Source organism: Pseudomonas medicaginis, assembly GCF_965119365.1.
In the GTDB taxonomy this organism is placed as follows: Bacteria; Pseudomonadota; Gammaproteobacteria; order Pseudomonadales; family Pseudomonadaceae; genus Aquipseudomonas.
The window spans coordinates 796,577-811,298 of record NZ_OZ221631.1 but is presented as its reverse complement, the minus strand read 5'-3'; the positions used below and the strand labels follow the sequence as shown (position 1 = coordinate 811,298).

13 protein-coding genes and 1 pseudogene are annotated in these 14,722 nt (G+C 61.3%); 7 read left to right on the top strand and 7 right to left on the bottom strand.

Translation table 11 applies throughout. The features are described from left to right. Nucleotides 1-205: 205 nt before the first annotated feature. Both ACMTA2_RS03575 and ACMTA2_RS03570 read right to left on the bottom strand, forming a co-directional pair. Nucleotides 206-508, bottom strand: a complete 303-nt coding sequence (locus ACMTA2_RS03575; RefSeq protein ID WP_003197073.1) for a cell division protein ZapA — start codon at nt 506-508, stop codon at nt 206-208. Beyond that, entirely contained in the window at nt 505-735 is a 231-nt protein-coding gene (locus ACMTA2_RS03570; RefSeq protein ID WP_413793741.1) for a hypothetical protein, read from the bottom strand. The genes ACMTA2_RS03575 and ACMTA2_RS03570 overlap by 4 nt, the downstream gene beginning before the upstream one ends. 193 nt (nt 736-928) lie before the next feature. Between ACMTA2_RS03570 and ACMTA2_RS03565 the strand changes: the two are divergent. From ACMTA2_RS03565 to selO, 5 genes and pseudogenes are all read left to right on the top strand, one after another. After that, nucleotides 929-1,765, top strand: a pseudogene (locus ACMTA2_RS03565) (MCP four helix bundle domain-containing protein); the annotation flags it as partial. Beyond that, nucleotides 1,748-2,620, top strand: a complete 873-nt coding sequence (locus ACMTA2_RS03560) for a methyl-accepting chemotaxis protein (protein ID WP_413795587.1) — start codon at nt 1,748-1,750, stop codon at nt 2,618-2,620. The pseudogene ACMTA2_RS03565 and the gene ACMTA2_RS03560, both read left to right, overlap by 18 nt. A 323-nt stretch (nt 2,621-2,943) precedes the next feature. Continuing rightward, nucleotides 2,944-4,686, top strand: a complete 1,743-nt coding sequence (locus ACMTA2_RS03555; protein ID WP_413793740.1) for a potassium/proton antiporter — start codon at nt 2,944-2,946, stop codon at nt 4,684-4,686. Nucleotides 4,687-4,720: 34 nt separating this feature from the next. Beyond that, nucleotides 4,721-8,083: a mechanosensitive channel MscK gene (gene mscK, locus ACMTA2_RS03550; RefSeq protein WP_413793739.1), complete on the top strand. Its 3,363-nt coding sequence runs from the start codon at nt 4,721-4,723 to the stop codon at nt 8,081-8,083. A 37-nt stretch (nt 8,084-8,120) separates the two neighbouring features. Beyond that, nucleotides 8,121-9,584, top strand: coding sequence for a protein adenylyltransferase SelO (gene selO / locus ACMTA2_RS03545; RefSeq protein WP_413793738.1), 1,464 nt, complete (start codon nt 8,121-8,123; stop codon nt 9,582-9,584). A 222-nt stretch (nt 9,585-9,806) separates the two neighbouring features. Here the strand turns inward: selO and ACMTA2_RS03540 are convergent, their stop codons facing one another. The 4 genes from ACMTA2_RS03540 to ACMTA2_RS03525 form a co-directional block, all read right to left on the bottom strand. Further along, nucleotides 9,807-10,208 carry a helix-turn-helix domain-containing protein gene (locus tag ACMTA2_RS03540; RefSeq protein WP_413793737.1) on the bottom strand — a complete coding sequence of 134 codons (402 nt, stop codon included), beginning with the start codon at nt 10,206-10,208 and terminating at the stop codon, nt 9,807-9,809. After that, a complete protein-coding gene (locus ACMTA2_RS03535; RefSeq protein ID WP_413793736.1) occupies nt 10,205-10,501 on the bottom strand; it encodes a type II toxin-antitoxin system HigB family toxin in 297 nt (98 codons plus the stop codon). The genes ACMTA2_RS03540 and ACMTA2_RS03535 overlap by 4 nt, the downstream gene beginning before the upstream one ends. Before the next feature lie 166 nt (nt 10,502-10,667). Beyond that, nucleotides 10,668-10,946: a hypothetical protein gene (locus ACMTA2_RS03530; protein WP_413793735.1), complete on the bottom strand. Its 279-nt coding sequence runs from the start codon at nt 10,944-10,946 to the stop codon at nt 10,668-10,670. Nucleotides 10,947-11,193: 247 nt separating this feature from the next. After that, nucleotides 11,194-12,099 carry a LysR family transcriptional regulator gene (locus ACMTA2_RS03525; protein ID WP_413795586.1) on the bottom strand — a complete coding sequence of 302 codons (906 nt, stop codon included), beginning with the start codon at nt 12,097-12,099 and terminating at the stop codon, nt 11,194-11,196. A 206-nt stretch (nt 12,100-12,305) separates the two neighbouring features. Between ACMTA2_RS03525 and ycaC the strand changes: the two genes are divergently transcribed. Together ycaC and trxC are read left to right on the top strand one after the other, a co-directional pair. Continuing rightward, the gene (gene ycaC / locus ACMTA2_RS03520) at nt 12,306-12,932 is read left to right on the top strand and encodes an isochorismate family cysteine hydrolase YcaC (protein WP_018603387.1); all 627 of its coding nucleotides are present in this window, start codon (nt 12,306-12,308) and stop codon (nt 12,930-12,932) included. 176 nt (nt 12,933-13,108) lie between these two features. Further along, complete coding sequence (trxC, locus tag ACMTA2_RS03515; protein ID WP_413793734.1) at nt 13,109-13,531, top strand: thioredoxin TrxC; 423 nt, start codon at nt 13,109-13,111, stop codon at nt 13,529-13,531. 123 nt (nt 13,532-13,654) lie between these two features. Here the strand turns inward: trxC and ACMTA2_RS03510 are convergent, their stop codons facing one another. Beyond that, complete coding sequence (locus ACMTA2_RS03510; protein WP_014336219.1) at nt 13,655-14,425, bottom strand: ParA family protein; 771 nt, start codon at nt 14,423-14,425, stop codon at nt 13,655-13,657. Nucleotides 14,426-14,722 lie beyond the last annotated feature (297 nt).

Sequence of the window (14,722 nt, the reverse complement as noted above, 5' to 3'; positions counted from 1 at the left end):
CGCTTGTGGTGCGGCTGACATCCAATCGCGAGCAAGCTCGCTCCCACAAGAATTCCAAGTGGACGCGACATCTGCGTTCACCACGATCCATTGTGGGAGCGAGCTTGCTCGCGATTGGATGTATCAGGCAAATCAATTGCACCTGACATACCGCCTTCGCGAGCAAGCTCGCCCCCACAATCAGGTCGTCGCCAGCCCTTGGCCTTCAGGCCTGCTGGATCGTCTTGGCAATCACATCGACCGTGGCGCTGACTTGCTCTTGGTAACGGTCGAGTTCCGCTTGATGTTGCTTCTGCATTTCCATCTGCTGCGAACACAGGTTCATGGCCGCCAGCACCAGCAAGCGATCACCGATCAGCGTCGGGTATTTCCTTTTCGTATCGGCCAGTGCGGCCTTGAGCATCGAAGCGGCGTCCAACAGGGCCTGTTCCTGCCCGGCCGGAGCCTTGATCGAATAGTCCTCTCCCAGGATCGAGATGACCGTCACCCCATCGGCGCCGTGCTTCATGCGCTGACAGGACCGGCGCTGGCGCGCTCGATCAGGGCCTGGATGCGGGCGGCGGTGGCGCCGTGCAACTCTTCCTGCTCCATCAGGCTCAGTTGCAGGCTTTCGTTTTCATCCTTGGCCCTGGCAAGTTCCGCGCTCAGGGTTTCGTTCAGGCCGGTGAGGTTCAGGTTCTGTTGCACCAGGTCGTTGACCAGTTGCTCCAGTTGGCTGAGGGATGCTTCCAACATATTGATTTCCAGGCTTTTCCAAGGGGCGCGTACGATAAAGAAAAGTCACCGCCGATGCCACGCTTTACACGGTGGCGGTGCTTCGCTCGCGAGCTGTAGAGACTGCGATTCGGGAATCTGGTTCCTACCCTTCGTCGCACGGTAAGGGTGGCCCTGCGACAAAAGCGCCCACCAGCCTCAAGACTTTAGTCGTATGACCGATAAGTCAGGGAACAGCAGTCACAGCCCCGCACGGACGCATCTTCTTCCGGTACTTTCCATGTCCCTACGTAATATGAACATCGCGCCGCGGGCGTTCCTGGGGTTTGCCTTGATTGGCGCCCTGATGCTGGCCCTTGGGGTATTCGCCCTGAGCCAGATGAGCAAAATCCGTGCATCCGGCCAAAGCATCGTCCAGAACAGTGTGCCAAGCATCAAGGCCCTGGATGAGTTCACTTCGCTGACCCTGCGCCTGCGCGTGTTGTCCTACCGCTTGCTGGTCAACCGCGAACCGGATGTCCAGCAGAAAACCTTCAGCCTGTTCGAGCAACGCAACCAGCAGATCCAGGCCGCTCAAAGCGCCTATGAAAAGCTCATCAGCTCCCCCCAGGAGCGGGCCGCCTACGATCAATACGTTCAATTGCTGGGCCAATACCGTCAGCTTGAAGAGCGGATGAAAACCCTTTCGCGCAACAATCAGATCGAGGAGTTGCGAGCGCTGCTCAACACTGAATTGCTGGGTAACTCCGACGCCATCAACGCCGCCATCAATCACTTGGTGGACATCAACAACCAGCAAGCCGAAGCTCTCGATCAGAACGCGACGCAACAATATTCGACGGCGTTCAATTGGGTGATCGCGCTCCTGGTCATCGCCACCGGCCTGACCCTGCTGTTCGCCTGGCTGCTGACCAACAGCATCACCAAGCCGATTGCCAACGCGCTGGATGCCGCCGAAGAAATCGCCAAGGGCAACCTGACCCGCCCGATTGTCGTCGATGGCAGCGACGAAGCCGGTCGCCTGCTGCGGGCAATGTCGACCATGCAGGAAAAACTGCGCGACACTTTGCAGCGGATCTCCGGTTCGGCCACGCAACTGGCCTCCGCCGCCGAAGAGCTCAACAGCGTCACCGACGAAAGCGCCCGGGGCCTGACCCAGCAGAACAACGAAATCGAACAGGCCGCCACGGCGGTCAACGAGATGACCAGTGCCGTGGAAGAAGTCGCGCGAAACGCGGTCAGCACCTCCGAAGCCTCGAAAGACGCCACCGCATCTGCTGGCGACGGTCGCGACCTGGTGCAGGAAACCGTCAGCGCCATCGAACGCATGAGCGCCGACGTGCAAAGCACCGCCACGTTGATTGGTAATCTGGCGGACGAATCCCGCGACATCGGCAAGGTACTGGACGTGATCCGCGGCCTGGCCGACCAGACCAACCTGCTGGCCCTGAACGCCGCCATCGAAGCCGCCCGGGCCGGTGAGGCCGGTCGTGGTTTTGCCGTAGTGGCCGACGAAGTACGCGCCCTCGCCCATCGCACCCAGCAGTCGACCAGCGAGATCGAGCGCATGATCGGCAGCATCCAGAGCGGCACCGAACAGGCCGTGGACTCGATGCGCAACAGCACCGAACGCGCCGAGTCGACCTTGAACATCGCCCGCGGCGCCGGCATGTCCCTGGACACGATCAACACCGCCATCGTCGAGATCAACGAGCGCAACCTGGTGATCGCCAGCGCCGCCGAAGAGCAGGCCCAAGTGGCCCGTGAGGTGGACCGCAACCTGGTGAACATCCGCGACCTGTCGGTGCAATCGGCCACCGGCGCCAACCAGACCAGCGCCGCCAGCGCCGAACTGTCGCGCCTGGCCGTGGACCTGAACAGCATGGTGGGGCGCTTCAGCCTTTAAGGCCCTACCTGCCTTCGTGGCGAGCGCTTCCTGTGTGAGCGCTTCCTGTGGCGAGGGGATTTATCCCCGATCGAGTGCGAAGCGCTCGCCATCGATCTCTATGGCGGCAAAGATCTCGGGGCTGCTTCGCAGCCAACGGGGATAAATCCCCTCGCCACAAAGGGCGGTGCCAATCTCATGGCCGTCGATGGCTATCCAAGGCTTCACCGCTCCCTCATCCAAAAGCTTTTTGACAGCATCACATTTCAACAGGTTAGAATCGCTGGCACGCAGACTGCATGGTCAGTCTGCGCCCGTCCCCCAGTTTTCCCGGAGTAACGCCTTTGACTGCGACGACCATCAACAGCCTGTTCTTGATCGGCGCGTTGCTGGTAAGTGCGAGCATCCTGGTCAGTTCTCTTTCGTCCCGCCTGGGCATCCCGATCCTGGTGATCATCCTGGCCGTGGGCATGGTGGCCGGTGTCGACGGCGCCGGTATTCTTTTCGACAACTACGCCACGGCCTACCTGGTCGGCAACCTTGCCTTGGCCGTTATCCTGCTGGACGGCGGCTTGCGCACGCGGGTATCGAGCTTTCGCGTGGCCCTGTGGCCAGCGTTGTCGCTGGCCACAGTCGGGGTCTTGATCACCACCGGGCTGACGGGCCTGGCGGCGGCGTGGCTGTTCAACCTGAACCTGATGCAAGGTCTGCTGATTGGCGCCATCGTCGGCTCCACCGATGCCGCGGCGGTGTTCTCGCTGCTGGGCGGCAAGGGCCTGAACGAGCGGGTCAGCGCCACGCTGGAGATCGAGTCCGGCAGCAACGACCCCATGGCGGTGTTCCTCACCGTGACCTTGATCGGCATGCTCGCCAGTGGCGAAACCGGCCTGCATTGGAACCTGCTGGGGCACCTGGTGCGCGAGTTCGGCATCGGCGCGGTGATCGGCCTGGGCGGTGGCTGGCTGATGCTGCAACTGGTCAATCGCATCAACCTGGCCAATGGTCTCTATCCGATCCTGGTCATCAGCGGCGGCCTGGCCGTGTTCGCCCTGGCCAACGCCCTGCACGGCAGTGGCTTCCTGGCGGTGTACTTGTGTGGCCTGGTACTGGGCAATCGCCCGGTGCGCAGCCGCCACGGCATCCTGCACATGCTCGATGGCATGGCCTGGCTGGCGCAGATCGGCATGTTCCTGGTGCTGGGGTTGCTGGTCACGCCCCACGACCTGCTGCCCATCGCCCTACCCGCCCTGGGCCTGGCGTTGTGGATGATCCTGTTTGCCCGCCCGCTGTCGGTCGTGGTGGGCCTGCTGCCGTTCAAGGCATTCCACGGTCGCGAAAAAGCCTTCATTTCCTGGGTCGGCCTGCGCGGCGCGGTGCCGATCATCCTGGCCGTGTTCCCGCTGATGGCCGGCCTGCCCCATGCCCAGCTCTATTTCAACCTGGCATTCTTCATCGTGCTCGTCTCGCTGCTGGTACAGGGCACGAGCCTGCCGTGGGTCGCCAAGTTGCTGCATGTCACCGTTCCGCCGGAACCGCTGCCGATTTCCCGGGCCGCGCTGGAAGTGCACGTCACCAGCGAGTGGGAGCTGTTCATCTATCGACTGGGCGCCGAGAAATGGTGCATCGGCTCGCCCCTGCGGGACCTGAAAATGCCCGAAGGCACCCGCATCGCCGCCCTGTTTCGGGGTCAGAAACTGCTCCATCCGTCGGGTAGTACAGTGTTGGAAGTCGATGATTTGCTGTGTGTTATCGGCCATGAACACGATCTGCCGGCCCTTGGAAAACTGTTCAGCCAAGCGCCGCAACGGGGTCTGGATCTGCGCTTCTTCGGCGACTTCGTACTCGAAGGAGACGCCCAGCTGGCCGCGGTTGCAGCGCTGTACGGGTTGAAACTGGACGGCATCGATCCGGACATGTCCCTGGGGCGCTTCATTGCCCAGAAAGTCGGTGGCGCGCCGGTGGTCGGTGACCAGGTGGACTGGAACAACACCCTGTGGACCGTCGCGGCCATGGACGGGAACAAGATTGGCAAAGTGGGCGTCAGATTCCCCGAAGGAAGTCGCCCGGGTCCCGGCTTGTTCCTCTAAACTGCTCCCACTCTCACTTGCTCGACCGGTCTTTATGCCTACCCTGCGCACCTTTTTCGCCATCGCCCTGCTGGGCTTGAGTCTCTCCGTCTGCACAGTGCAGGCCGCTGATCTTCCCACCAGCACTTCGGTGCAGGCCAGCCTGGACAAGATTGCCGACCGCAAACTGCCGGAAGCCGACCAGAAGGCCCTGCAGGCCGTCTTGCAGAACACGCTGACGCAGCTCAACAACAAGGCCGATTACGAACAGAAACTGCAAGCGCTCAAGCAGCAACTGGCCACTGCGCCCAAGCAGAACATCGAGAACCAGCGCGAGCTGGCGCGGCTCAAGGGCACCGCGGTGGTCCCAGTGGCGCAACGCTACGCCAACCTGCCGATTCCCCAGCTCGAGCAAATGCTCACGGATCGCTCCACCCAGCAGAGTGATCTGCAAAAAGCCCTGGCCGATGCCAACAGCTTGATCATCACCGCCCAGACCCGCCCCGAGCGCGCCCAAGCGGAAATTGCCAACAGCCAGACCCGCATCCAGCAGATCAATACCATCCTCAAGGCCGGCCGGGACGCCGGCAAGACGCTGAGCGCCGAGCAGCGCGACCAGCTCAACGCCGAGTTGGCGGCGCTCAATGCCCTGATCCCACTGCGCCGCCAGGAACTGGCCGGCAACAGCCAACTGCAGGACCTGGGCAACGGCCAGCACGATCTGCTGATGGAAAAGATCGCCCGCATGGAGCAGGAAATCCAGGACCTGCAGAACCTGATCAACCAGAAGCGCCTGGCCCAGTCCCAGGAAACAGTGACCCAGCAATCCATCGAAGCCCAGAAGGCCGGTGGCAGCAGCTTGCTGGCGACCGAAAGCGCGGCCAACCTGAAGCTCTCCGACTACCTGCTCAAAAGCACCGACCGCCTCAACGAAGTCACCCAGCAGAACTTGCAGACCAAGCAACTGCTGGACAGCGTGACCCAGACCGACGCCGCCCTGGACGAGCAGATCAGCGTGCTCAAGGGCAGCCTGCTGCTCTCCAAGATCCTCTACAAGCAGCGCCAGACCCTGCCGCGCCTGAAGCTGGACCAGAACCTGGCCGACCAGATCGCCGACATCCGCCTGTACCAGTTCGAAGTCAACCAACAGCGTGAACTGCTGAACAACCCCAGCGCTTACGTCGACAACCTGCTGGCGTCCCAGCCGTCGGAACAAGTCACACCGCAACTGCGCAAGACCTTGCTGGAACTGGCACTGACCCGCGTCGACCTGCTGGAACGCCTGAACCGCGAGTTGAGCGCGGTGCTCAACGAATCCATCACTTTGCAGCTCAACCAGAAGCAGTTGCTCAGCACCGCCCAGAACCTGCGGGCGACCCTCGAAGAGCAAATGTTCTGGATTCCCAGCAACAAACCACTGGATGTCGAATGGCTGCGTGCCGTGCCGACACGCCTGGAAAAACAGATCGACTCGCTGCCCTGGGCCTCCAGCCTCAGTGAGCTGGCCGATGGCCTGACCCAGCGACCCCTGCTGTTCCTGCCCCTGGCGCTGCTGATCGGGGCCCTGCTGTGGCGGCGCAAGCACCTCTATGCTCGCCTGAACAAGGTTCACCAGGACGTTGGCCACTTCAAGCGCGACAGCCAGTGGCACACGCCCCAGGCGATCCTGATCAATATCCTCCTGGCCATGCCGGTGGCGTTGGGGCTGACCCTCTGCGGCTATGCCTTGCAGATCGACGCCCGCGGCCAGAACGCCAACCTCGGCGCGGCGCTGCTGCAGATCGGCCAGGCCTGGCTGGTGTTCTACACCGCCTATCGGGTGCTGGCGCCGGGCGGCGTGGCCGAGTTGCATTTCCGCTGGGAGAAACCCCAGGTCGAATTCCTCCAGGGCTGGATCCGCCGGCTCGGGCTGGTGGTGCTGGCGCTGGTGGCCGTGGTGGCCGTGGCCGAGTTGCAACCCTCGACCCTGGCCGATGACGTACTCGGCATGCCGGTGGTGCTGACCTGCTACGCGCTGATGGCGTGGTTGCTCAGCCGCCTGTTGCTCAGCAGCCCGACCCACAAGAACACCTCGCTGTTCCGCAAGGCCGTCGGAGTGCTGTTCACCGCGCTGCCAATCGCACTGTTCGTGGCGGTGTGCTTTGGCTACTACTACACCGCGCTGAAACTCAGCGACCGCTTGATCAACACCCTGTACCTGCTGATGTTCTGGCTGGTGATCGAAGCCACCTTCGTCCGCGGCCTGTCGGTGGCGGCGCGGCGCCTGGCCTACCAGCGCGCCCTGGCCAAGCGCCAGGCGGCCAAGGAAGCCGGCGACGGCGAAGCGGTGGTCGAGGAGCCGACCCTGGACATCGAGAAGGTCAACGAGCAGTCCCTGCGCCTGATTCGCCTGGCCCTGCTGGGCGGTTTCATCGCCGCGCTGTACTGGGTCTGGTCGGACCTGATCAGCGTGTTCTCGTACCTGGACAACATCACCCTCTACGAATACACCAGCGGCACCGGCGCCAACATGAGCATGGTGCCTATCAGCATCGGCGACATGCTCGGGGCACTGATCATCATCGGCATCACCTTCGCCCTGGCGCGCAACCTGCCGGGCCTGCTGGAAGTGTTCGTGCTGTCGAAGCTGAACCTGGCCCAGGGCAGTGCGTATGCCACCACCACGCTGCTGTCCTACGTGATCGCCGGCGTCGGCTTCGTCACCACCCTGTCGACCCTGGGCGTGAGCTGGGACAAACTGCAATGGCTGGTGGCCGCGCTGTCGGTGGGCCTGGGCTTCGGCATGCAGGAGATCTTCGCCAACTTCATCTCCGGCATCATGATCCTGTTCGAACGCCCGGTGCGCATCGGCGACACCATCACCATCGGCAACCTGTCGGGCACGGTGAGCAAGATCCGCATTCGTGCGACCACCATCACCGACTTCGACCGCAAGGACATCATCGTCCCGAACAAGACCTTCATCACCGGGCAACTGATCAACTGGTCGCTGACCGACACCGTCACCCGGGTGACCCTGAAACTGGGCGTGGACTATGGTTCGGACCTGGAGCGGGTGCGTGAACTACTGCTAAAGGCCGCCCGCGAGAACCCACGTGTGCTGAAGGAACCGGAACCGATCGTGTACTTCCTGAACTTCGGTGAAAGTACCCTGGACCATGAACTGCGCATGCACGTGCGCGACCTCGGTGACCGCAACCCGGTGCTGGACGAGATCAACCGCTTCATCAATCGGGAGTTCAAGAAGGAGCACATCAACATCTCCTTCCGGCAGATGGAAATCTATCTGAAGAACCTGCAAGGCCAGGAATACAAACTGGTGCCTGCCGAGCCCGACAAAAAGTCCATCCCGCCCGTGCCGTCGGCTGTCGCCAGCATCAAGCCGGTGTCCGAGCCACCGCAAGGCAACCTCGACTGATGACGGGTTGCCTGCGGGCGTCCCGCCGGAGACGGCTATGAAAACGCTGGAAACGCTGACCTTCGATAACCGTTTCGCCCGCCTGGGCGACGGTTTCTCGACCCATGTCCTGCCCGAGCCCATCGACAATCCACGGCTGGTGGTCGCCAGCCCGGCCGCCATGGCGCTGCTGGACCTGGACCCGGCCGAAGCCGAGACAGCGCTGTTTGCCGAGATCTTCGGCGGCCACAAGCTCTGGGCCGAAACCGAGCCACGGGCGATGGTGTATTCCGGGCACCAGTTCGGTCATTACAACCCGCAATTGGGCGACGGCCGCGGGTTGCTGCTGGGCGAGGTCTACAACGAGGCCGGCGAACACTGGGACCTGCACCTCAAGGGTGCCGGCCAGACGCCGTTCTCACGGATGGGCGACGGTCGCGCGGTGCTGCGCTCCTCGATCCGCGAATTCCTCGCCTCCGAAGCCCTGCACGCCCTCGGCATCCCCACCACCCGGGCCTTGTGCGTGATCGGCTCCGACACCCCGGTGTGGCGCGAAAAGCAGGAGCGCGCCGCCATGGTGCTGCGCCTGGCCCCCAGCCATGTGCGCTTCGGGCATTTCGAATACTTCTATTACACCAAGAAACCCGAGTTGCATGCGGCCATCGCCGAGCATGTATTGAACCTGCATTTTGCCGAATGCCGCGAGCAACCAGAGCCGTACCTGGCGATGTTCCGCGAGATCGTCGAGCGCAACGCCGAACTGATCGCCAAATGGCAGGCCTACGGCTTCTGTCACGGCGTGATGAACACCGACAACATGTCGATCCTGGGCATCACCTTCGACTTCGGGCCGTTCGCCTTTCTCGACGACTTCGATGCCAACTTCATCTGCAACCACTCCGATGACCAAGGTCGTTACTCATTCAGCAACCAGGTGCCCATCGGCCAATGGAACCTCAGCGCCCTGGCCCAGGCCTTGACGCCGTTCATCAGTGTCGAAGCCCTGCGCGAGACCCTCGGGTTGTACTTGCCGCTGTACCAGGCCCACTACCTGGACCTCATGCGCCGCCGCCTCGGCCTGACCTGCGCCGAGGAAGATGACCAGACACTGGTGGAACGTTTGCTGCAATTGATGCAGAACAGCGGCGTCGATTACAGCCTGTTCTTCCGCCGACTGGGCGACCAGGCCCCCGAGCAGGCCGTCGCGACGCTGCGTGATGACTTCGTCGACCTCAAGGGTTTCGATGCCTGGGGCGAGCTTTACATCGCTCGCGTCAACCGAGACGGCGCTGTCGATCAAGACCAGCGCCGCACCCGCATGCACGCGGTGAACCCCCTGTATGTGCTGCGCAACTACCTGGCGCAGAAAGCCATCGACGCCGCCGAATCCGGCGACTACGACGAAGTCCGCCGCCTGCACACGGCGCTGAGCAAGCCGTTCGAGGAACAACCGGGCATGGACAGCTACGCGCAACGTCCGCCGGAGTGGGGCAAACACCTGGAGATCAGTTGCTCGTCGTAACCCAGCCCCTCGGCTGAAATCACCGCCTAACACATGCCTGCCTGGACCGCAGACATGACTACCTTGTGGCGAGGGGATTTATCCCCGCTGGGCTGCGCAGCAGCCCCAAGACAGGCAATGCGGTGCAACAGATGAACCGCGTCCGCCGGGTGACGACTGCTTCGCAGCCGAGCGGGGATAAATCCCCTCGCCACAAAAGCAGGACGGTGTTTTAAGGGAGCATCAAATGAAAGTTTCCACCGATACGCCGAAACGCTCCGCCAACCAGCGAACCTGCCTCAAATTGAGCTGACGCTTGCCGCTCAATACCTCCGATACCACCGACTGGGCGCCTATACCCGGCAGATCGCTCTGGCTCAAACCGTGTTCGCGCATCAGATAACGAAGCGCCTCCACGCCACTTGCCTTGGGCATCGGTCGATGCTGATGATCCCAGGCCTCGATCCATTCACCGATGATGTCCACCAGACTCATCAGCGGATGGGCTTCTTCTTCGCCAACCAATTCCAACAATTCATCGAGCGCAGCGACCAACCGGTCGTAATCCTCTTCACTCCTGGGCTTACGCAGCAGGGGTGACACAAACTCCCAATGGGCGGCGACTTGTTCAATCAGCGCACTCATCCTTTTTCCTCCTTCCACTTGCCTCTGTCGTATTCCTGATGGGCAAGCACGCATTTGATATACAAACGCTGAGCCCGGTATCGAATCACCGCAATCAGCCGCAATTTGTTTCCACCGATGTCAAACACATGCAGCGAACCGACCTTGTCGGTTGCCGGAAATATGGATTTCATCGCCGCGAAATCAGTCGGGCTATTGCGCTTGATCAGCCAATACCATTGATCCAACGCATTCGCTGAATGTGGCCATTTCTCCTTGGCCTCCCAAATGCGTTTCTCAGTGATCACATGCATGCAACGTCCTTATCGCATTTTGCTATGGGAGAGGCTAAACACAAATCTGGCGCATCGCAAATTGCGATAGCGCCAGTTAGACAAACGGTTAGCTATTGCTGGTTTCCAGCCTAGTCGCCAAAAGCTTCAGGTTTCGGTAAGAAACGTGAGCAGATGTGAACCCTAGTCATCCAACCTTATCGTTCCCCTGCTCAGGCGTCTCGATCCCCGGCTCCGCCTCTTCAACCCCCTTCTCCTTGGGGTTGGTCGCTGGTTTTTCCTCGGGATAGCCGGGCATGCCGCGGGCGTCTTCGGGAGTCAGTTCGTCCCGGTCGTGGCGACGGTCGGTGGCGTAGGATGGCGCGGCGTTGGGGTCTTCGTCGCGGCCGGCGGTGCCGAGTACGAAGCCGTCGTCGTTGGGGTTGTCCACTGCTTGGGGAGTGGCTGGGTCTTGAGGATGGCTCATGGGACCTCCTGAGTCTGCAAACAGATACGTGGTGTCTTTTTGAGGCCCTGACAGCTTTTCAGTGCAGCGCACCTGATGAATGGCAGCCCTGATAAACGTCCTTGGAAAAGCCTGGAGTGTGAGTCCCTGTGGGAGCGGGCTTGCTCGCGAATGCGGCGTATCAGAAACATAGATGTTGACTGGCACACCGTCTTCGCGAGCAAGCCCGCTCCCACAAGGAGAATCCGCTGGCATGGCTGCCTCCACGCTACGCCATATCACTCTGGCTGAATTCCTCGGCCAGAAAGTCAATCAGCGTACGCACCGACGGCAGCAACCCGCGTCGTGAGGCAAAGATTGCGTGGACGATCCCGCACTTGGGCGTCCAGCCCGGCACCAGTTCCACCAACCGGCCGGCCGCGATGTCTTCGCGTACCACCACCGTGGGCAGGTGAGCGATACCGATGCCAGCCAGCACGGCGTGACGCAGGGCGAGCAGGTCGTCGGTGACCATGCGCGGCTCATGGCGGATCAGCGCACGGGTGCCGTCCGGGCCGAACAGCTCCCACTGGTATTCGCGCTGCGCCCCACCCCAGTGCACGCTCGGCAAACCATTGAGGTCCGCCGGGGAAGCCGGGGAAGACAAGCGCTCAAGGTAATCCGGGCTGCCTACCAGGCACTGGGTGCTGTTGCTCAGCACTTTCATGACCATGTCGGTGTTTTCCAGCGGCGGAAAGCGCACCCGCAAGGCGATATCGAACCCTTCATGGATCAGGTCGACCCGGCGGTTGGTACTTTCGATGAACAATTCCACACGCGGGTACTTGAGCATGTAGCGGGTCAGCATCGGCCCGACCCAGCTGTTGAGCAGGGCCGTCGGGCAACTGATGCGCACCAGCCCCTGGGGCTCGGATCGGTTGCGCTCGATCACCTCCGCCGCGCTCTCGGCCTCCACCCGCATCGCCAGGCAGCGCTGGTAGTAGGCCTGGCCGATCTCGGTCAACGTGCAGTGGCGACTGGTGCGATGGAGCAAGCGTACCCCGAGTCGCTCCTCCAACTGGGCGATGCGCCGGCTGAGCTTGGACTTTGGCATGTCCAGTGCCCGCCCCGCAGCGGCGAACCCCCGGTGCTCGACCACCTGGGTGAAATAGTAAAGCGTGTTCAGGTCTTCGATGATCGTTCTCCAAATAGAACGCTAAGGCGGATTTTTGCAGTCTAGCGCATCAAAGGTGCCAGTTTTAATCTACACCCATCGAAACGCAACACGGATTGAAGCCGGGCGCTTCGAACGGATGAGTCACTGATCAATCGCTGCACCGACATTAAAAACCTTAACCACGCCGACACCTTCGGCAACCAAAACTTAATGAGGGCTACGCCATGACCACTTCCTACAACCGTCTCGACAAAGATAACGCCGCCGTTCTGCTGGTCGACCACCAAGCCGGCCTGCTGTCCCTGGTACGCGACATCGACCCGGATCGCTTCAAGAACAACGTGCTGGCCCTGGCCGACCTGGCGAAATACTTCCAACTGCCAACCATCCTCACCACCAGCTTCGAAACCGGCCCCAACGGCCCGTTGATGCCCGAGCTCAAGACGCTGTTCCCGGACGCGCCGTACATCGCCCGTCCTGGCCAGATCAACGCCTGGGACAACGAAGATTTCGTCAAGGCGATCAAGGCCACCGGCAAGAAGCAATTGATCATCGCCGGCGTCGTCACCGAAGTCTGCGTGGCCTTCCCGGCACTGTCGGCCCTGGCCGAAGGCTTCGAAGTGTTCGTGGTCACCGATGCCTCCGGCACATTCAACGAACTGACCCGTCAATCGGCCTGGGACCGCATGTCGTCCTCGGGCGCCCAACTGATGACCTGGTTCGGCCTGGCCTGTGAGCTGCACCGCGACTGGCGCAACGACGTGGAAGGTCTGGCGACGCTGTTCTCCAACCACATCCCGGACTACCGCAACCTGATGACCAGCTACAACACGCTGACCAACGCAAAATAACCCGCAACGCTGAACCACCCCTGTGGGAGCGAGCTTGCTCGCGATAGCGGTCTGACAGTCGATGCACTATTGACTGATACACCGCCATCGCGAGCAAGCTCGCTCCCACAGGGGTTTTTGTGGTGGTTTCTATATAGTGTTCAATCTGTGCCCATGATTTTCTGGAGACTGACCTGATGCTGATCCCCTGCCCCCACTGCAACGGGCTCAACCGCATACCCGCCGAACGCCTGGGCGACCAGCCCAAGTGCGGGCGCTGCAAGGCCCCGGTGCTGTCGAGCAAACCGTTCGAACTCAAGCAAGGCGATTACGCCAGCCAGATCAAGGGCGACTTGCCGTTGCTGGTGGATGTGTGGGCCGACTGGTGTGGGCCGTGCAAGGCCTTCGCGCCCGTGTTCGAGCAGGCTGCGGCGCAACTGGCCGGCAAATGTCGGCTGGCCAAGCTCGACAGCGAGGCCAACCAGGCGTTATCGGCGCAGTTGGGGATCCGCTCGATCCCCAGCCTGATCCTGTTCAAGGACGGCCGGGAAGTGGCGCGCCAGAGCGGAGCGCTGCCGTTGCCGCAATTGATGGCCTGGTTGCGCAGCCAGGGGATTTGAATCAAGACACTCATGTGGGAGCGAGCTTGCTCGCGATAGCGGTGTGCCAATCGATACTGCATCGCCTGTCAGACTGCTATCGCGAGCAAGCTCGCTCCCACATTGGTTTTGCACAGGTCAGATTCAGGCGCTTTCCAGCAGGCTATGCAACTCCATGAACTGCTGGGTCAACTTGTGTCGCGGGTCCAGGTGGATCAGCGGCAGGCTGGCCTGGTGGGACTCGCGCATGCGCACCGAACTGCTCAGGTACACCGGCAGCACCGGCAGGCCTTCGGCAATGAGTTCGTCCAGGATCTGCTGGGGTAGGCTGGCGCGGGCCTGGAACTGGTTGACCACGATGCCTTCGACTTCCAGGCCTTCGTTATGGTCGTCCTTGAGTTCTTCGATTTCCGCCAGCAGGCCATACAGTGCCTGACGGGAGAAGCTGTCGCAATCGAAGGGGATCAGCACGCGATCGGCAGCGATCAACGCTGAAACCGCATAGAAATTCAACGCGGGCGGGGTATCCAGGTAAATCCGATCGTAATCCTCTTCCAGTTCTTCAAGCAATTTGCGCAGCTTGTTGATCTTGTGCTTGGCCTCGAGCTTGGGCTGCAGGTCCGTCAACTCTGCCGTGGCGGTAATGACGTGCAGGTTGTCGAACGGCGTTTCGTAGATATCCACCTTGTTCTTTTTCGAGAAAGGCCCGGACGACAGGGTCTGCTTGAAGAAGTCGGCAATGCCCATGGGAATGTCATCGCCGGTCAGGCCAGTCAGGTATTGAGTGGAATTGGCCTGGGCATCCAGGTCCACCAACAGCGTGCGATAGCCCTCGCTGGCGCTCACTGCCGCCAGATTGCAGGCGATGCTGGACTTGCCCACGCCACCTTTCTGATTGAACACCACACGCCGCATGTCAAAACCTCCGTGTATCAAAGATTCCCGAGTGTAGTAGGCCGCGACACCGCTTAGCTACCTTCTGCGTAGAAGGACTACAACAACAGTGGCTTTTCCAACGATTCAGACGTCCATTCGCCCAGATAAAGATAGAAACAACCGACAGACAAACTCGTGACAATCACGACAATGGTCCAAGGCTGGCATTGAGCGGACCAAACCGTACATTTTGCTGGGCAAAATGTAACCAGTATTTGCTACAAGCCAACCGCACCGGGATAATGCGCGCCACTTGGGTCGCAAGGCCATGCAGGG

Coding starts and splice junctions, on each gene's coding strand:
- mscK (WP_413793739.1), top strand. CDS start 4,721: ATGCCTACCCTGCGCACCTTTTTCGCCATCGCCCTGCTGGGCTTGAGT.
- ACMTA2_RS03560 (WP_413795587.1), top strand. CDS start 1,748: ATGTCGACCATGCAGGAAAAACTGCGCGACACTTTGCAGCGGATCTCC.
- ycaC (WP_018603387.1), top strand. CDS start 12,306: ATGACCACTTCCTACAACCGTCTCGACAAAGATAACGCCGCCGTTCTG.
- ACMTA2_RS03535 (WP_413793736.1), bottom strand. CDS start 10,501: ATGCATGTGATCACTGAGAAACGCATTTGGGAGGCCAAGGAGAAATGG.
- selO (WP_413793738.1), top strand. CDS start 8,121: ATGAAAACGCTGGAAACGCTGACCTTCGATAACCGTTTCGCCCGCCTG.
- trxC (WP_413793734.1), top strand. CDS start 13,109: ATGCTGATCCCCTGCCCCCACTGCAACGGGCTCAACCGCATACCCGCC.
- ACMTA2_RS03510 (WP_014336219.1), bottom strand. CDS start 14,425: ATGCGGCGTGTGGTGTTCAATCAGAAAGGTGGCGTGGGCAAGTCCAGC.
- ACMTA2_RS03570 (WP_413793741.1), bottom strand. CDS start 735: ATGTTGGAAGCATCCCTCAGCCAACTGGAGCAACTGGTCAACGACCTG.
- ACMTA2_RS03530 (WP_413793735.1), bottom strand. CDS start 10,946: ATGAGCCATCCTCAAGACCCAGCCACTCCCCAAGCAGTGGACAACCCC.
- ACMTA2_RS03540 (WP_413793737.1), bottom strand. CDS start 10,208: ATGAGTGCGCTGATTGAACAAGTCGCCGCCCATTGGGAGTTTGTGTCA.
- ACMTA2_RS03575 (WP_003197073.1), bottom strand. CDS start 508: ATGAAGCACGGCGCCGATGGGGTGACGGTCATCTCGATCCTGGGAGAG.